This window comes from Agrobacterium sp. a22-2, assembly GCF_012276985.1.
Lineage (GTDB): Bacteria > Pseudomonadota > Alphaproteobacteria > Rhizobiales > Rhizobiaceae > Allorhizobium.
Window position 1 is genome coordinate 1 of record NZ_JAAXMM010000117.1, and the last position, 390, is coordinate 390.

The 390-nt window shown below is 56.7% G+C and carries 1 protein-coding gene; it reads right to left on the minus strand.

The window, feature by feature from the left end:
* Positions 1 to 161: 161 nt before the first annotated feature.
* The coding region (fliD, locus tag HFC70_RS26660; protein WP_168476317.1) for a flagellar filament capping protein FliD at positions 162 to 390 on the minus strand (229 nt) is incomplete at its 5' end.

The following is a 390-nucleotide window of genomic DNA, read 5'->3' on the forward strand; positions in this document are numbered from 1 at the left end:
TTCAAACAGCATGGCGATCAGGCGGTGCGGATTGGCGTCTACCACGGACGTCTCGATGCCGACTTGCGCATAGGCACCGATGGCACGGCGTGCAGCGTACATGGAAATGGTCCTCGCTGTGGTCTGTTTGTTTTGGGTTGTGCTCTAAGCCTAAACCCGGCTTAGTTGTTGCTCGAAGTTTGCTTTGTAATGGCCGCAAGCTGCGTCGTCAGGTAATTGCTGGTGTTCGTCATGCTGGCCACCGCGGAGGACAACGCATTGAATTGCGTGTAGTACAGCGCCTGCTTGTTATCCAGGCGCGTCTGCATGGCGGTGATCTGGCTGGCAAGCGAAGTCAGCGAACTGTTGATCGAGTCGGTCTCGTTCTGCAACATGCCGCTGGACGCCAGC